Annotated in this window: 2 protein-coding genes; both read right to left on the bottom strand. The window is 61.2% G+C overall.

Annotated features, from left to right (window positions below):
- Positions 1-199 (bottom strand): hypothetical protein (locus VGH68_RS21555; RefSeq protein WP_331605736.1); only part of this gene is annotated, 199 nt, incomplete at its 3' end.
- A gap of 568 nt (positions 200-767) precedes the next feature.
- On the bottom strand, positions 768-3,092 hold a 2,325-nt coding region (locus VGH68_RS21550), incomplete at its 5' end, for a penicillin-binding protein 1A (protein WP_331605735.1).

The raw sequence follows: 3,092 nt of genomic DNA, 5'->3' as shown, positions 1-3,092 counted from the left end.
TTAGGGCCGAGGACATCAGGAAGGCCAGGTCGGATTTTTCATAGGCGGTTGTGACTCCATACATGCGTTTCGCCCAATTCCATACCGGATTTGAAAAATTCAACGGCGTGTCCGGATGCCAGATCCACCAGACAGCATTAGCAGAGATTGCGAGCGCGAAAGCTGTGCCAACAGCTAGCCAGAACAGGATTTTTTTCATGCCACTGTCACTACGCCATACGCTTTGAGTTCAGACCCGGTCACCGACTCTTTCGGTACATCGGTAAGTATCGAGCGGATACGCTGCCAATCGCTTGGCACGTTAGAAATACCTTATTGATACAACCCGCCTGACCAGAGTAAGCAACAAACGATAAAGCGCCAATTCCAAATTCACTCATCGGCCTATCATTTAACTTGAATGAGCATTCGAGCATTCAGTCCTCCCAATGGGTCATTCGGCAGAAGTACCGAATGATCAGGTTCATGTCAGAGGACGCCACTATACCAACGTGGCTATATCAAAAAAGAAGAAAAGGCGTGTCTTCTCCATGACCCATTCCCGCTCTGCACAACAGTTCGTCTGCGCTTTTTGATGCCTAAGCGAATTCCCGCGTCTGTCGACGCGTACCGATTAGCATCGCGTCACCGTCAGTGACATGTTGCTCGACGTCCGCTCTGGCAGTCGTTGAAGGCGAAAAAAAAGACTCATCCGGAGCACACCACGAACGTTTGTCGTGGCGCGCCCCGATGAGTCCCATCGGACAACGCTTGCGGACCAGCCTTGATTACGGCTTATTCGATTCGAACAGATCCATGATCTGCTTCTTCTCGTTCGACGACACGCTCGGCGGCGGCACCACCGGCGGCGTCATGCCGGCCGGTCCCACGCCGCCGACCGCATCGCTCGCGCCGGCCAGCGCGTTGCCCGAGTCGAGGCCGATGCTGGCGACGAAACCGCTTCCCGGCAGCATGTCGGAGAAGAACAGCTCGCCGTTCATCACGGTCACCCCATCGGGCTGCTGCGGCTCCGACTGCGGCACGCCGCGCAGCGCGCGCTGCATGAACTCCACCCAGATCGGCAGCGCCAACTGCGCGCCGAATTCGCGGCTGCCGAGGCTCTTCGGCTGGTCATAACCCATCCACGCGACCGCCACCAGCGTCTGCTGATAACCGGCGAACCAGCCGTCCTTCGCATCGTTGGTCGTGCCGGTCTTGCCCTGCAAGTCGGAGCGATGCAGCACGTTGGTGCCGGCACCGGTGCCCGCGGTCGCGACCGAATGCAGCAGGCTGTTCATGATGTACGCGTTACGCGGCTCGAGCGTGCGCGGTGCATCCCGACCCGCGACGAGCGGCTGCGCGCGCGAGATCGGCACGCCGCGCGCATCGGTCACTTCGCTGATCAGATACGGATTGATCCGGTAGCCGCCGTTCGCGAACACCGAGTACGCGCCCGCCGATTGCAACGGCGTGACGAGGCCCGCGCCGAGCGCCATCGGCAGATACGGCGGGGTCTTGTCGGCATCGAAGCCGAAGCGCTGCGTAACGAAGTCCTGCGCATACTTGGTGCCGATGAACGACAGGATGCGGATCGACACGAGGTTCTTCGACTTCTGCAGCGCAACGCGCATCGACATCGGACCATCGGGCTGATCGTCGTCCTTCGGCTCCCACGCGTCGCCCCCCGGCGTGCTCGGCGGGAAGTACAGCGGCGCGTCGTTGATGATGGTCGCCGGCGCGAGGCCCTTGTCGAGCGCGGCCGAATAGATGAACGGTTTGAAGCTCGAACCCGGCTGACGCCATGCCTGCGTAACGTGATTGAATTTGTTCTTGTTGAAGTCGAAGCCGCCGATCAGCGCGCGAATCGCGCCGTCCTGCGGCGTGAGCGACACGAGCGCGCCTTCGACCTGCGGCAGTTGGGTGATCTGCCAGTTGCCCTTGTCGTCAGCCATCAGACGCACGATCGAGCCCGGCCGGATGTGCAGCGCCGCGCTCGCGCGCGGACTCAGCGCGGCGGCGACAAAGCGCAGGCCGTCGCCGGTCACCTTCGCCTGGGTGCCGTCGACCAGTTGCGCGACGACCTGCTTCGGGCCCGCTTCGGTCACGACGCCGGCGATGAGCTCGCCATTGTCCGGATGATCGGTGAGCGCGTCGTCGATCGTCTGGTCGCGATCGTCGCCCGGCGACGGCAGCTGCACGAAGCCTTCCGGTCCGCGATAGCCGTGGCGCCGTTCATAATCCATCACGCCCTTGCGCACCGCACGATACGCGGCGTCCTGATCGGCCGAATCAATCGTCGTGGTCACGTTCAGCCCACGCGTATAGGTTTCGTCCTTGTACTGCGCGTACATCATCTGCCGCACCATTTCGGCGACGTATTCCGCGTGCACGCTGTATTCGTTGCCCGGATTCTTCGTGTGAATCTCTTCCTTGACCGCTTGATCGTACTGATCTTGCGTAATGTATTTGAGCTCGAGCATGCGCCGCAGGATGTACTCCTGGCGGATCTTCGCGCGCTTCGGATTGACGACCGGGTTATACGCGGACGGCGCCTTTGGCAAGCCGGCCAGCATCGCGGCCTGGGCCAGCGTGATGTCCTTCAGGTCCTTGCCGAAGTACACGCGCGCGGCCGCTGCAAAACCATACGCGCGCTCGCCCAGATAGATCTGGTTCATGTACAGCTCGAGAATCTGGTCTTTGGTCAGCGCGCGCTCGATCTTGTACGCGAGCAGCATCTCGTAGACCTTGCGCGTGTAGGTCTTCTCGCTGGACAGAAAGAAGTTGCGCGCGACCTGCATCGTGATCGTACTCGCGCCCTGCGACGCGCCGCCGTGCGCGATATCCGCGAAACCGGCGCGCAGTATGCCGATGAAATCGACGCCGCCGTGCTCGTAAAAGCGGTAGTCCTCGATCGCGAGCACCGCTTTTTTCATCTGGTCCGGAATGTCCTGAAAGCGCACGAGGCTGCGCCGTTCCTCACCGAATTCGCCGATCAGCACGTGATCGGCGGTATAGACGCGCAACGGCACTTTCGGGCGATAGTCGGTCAGCGCGTCGAGCGACGGCAGTTGTGGCCCCATCACCACGAGCGCATAGCCGACGATCAGCGCGCC

The sequence above is a fragment of the Paraburkholderia sp. genome, from assembly GCF_036488505.1.
In the GTDB taxonomy this organism is placed as follows: Bacteria; Pseudomonadota; Gammaproteobacteria; order Burkholderiales; family Burkholderiaceae; genus Paraburkholderia.
The sequence above is the reverse complement of the archived record's forward strand: the minus strand, read 5'-3'. Positions and strand labels throughout refer to the sequence as shown.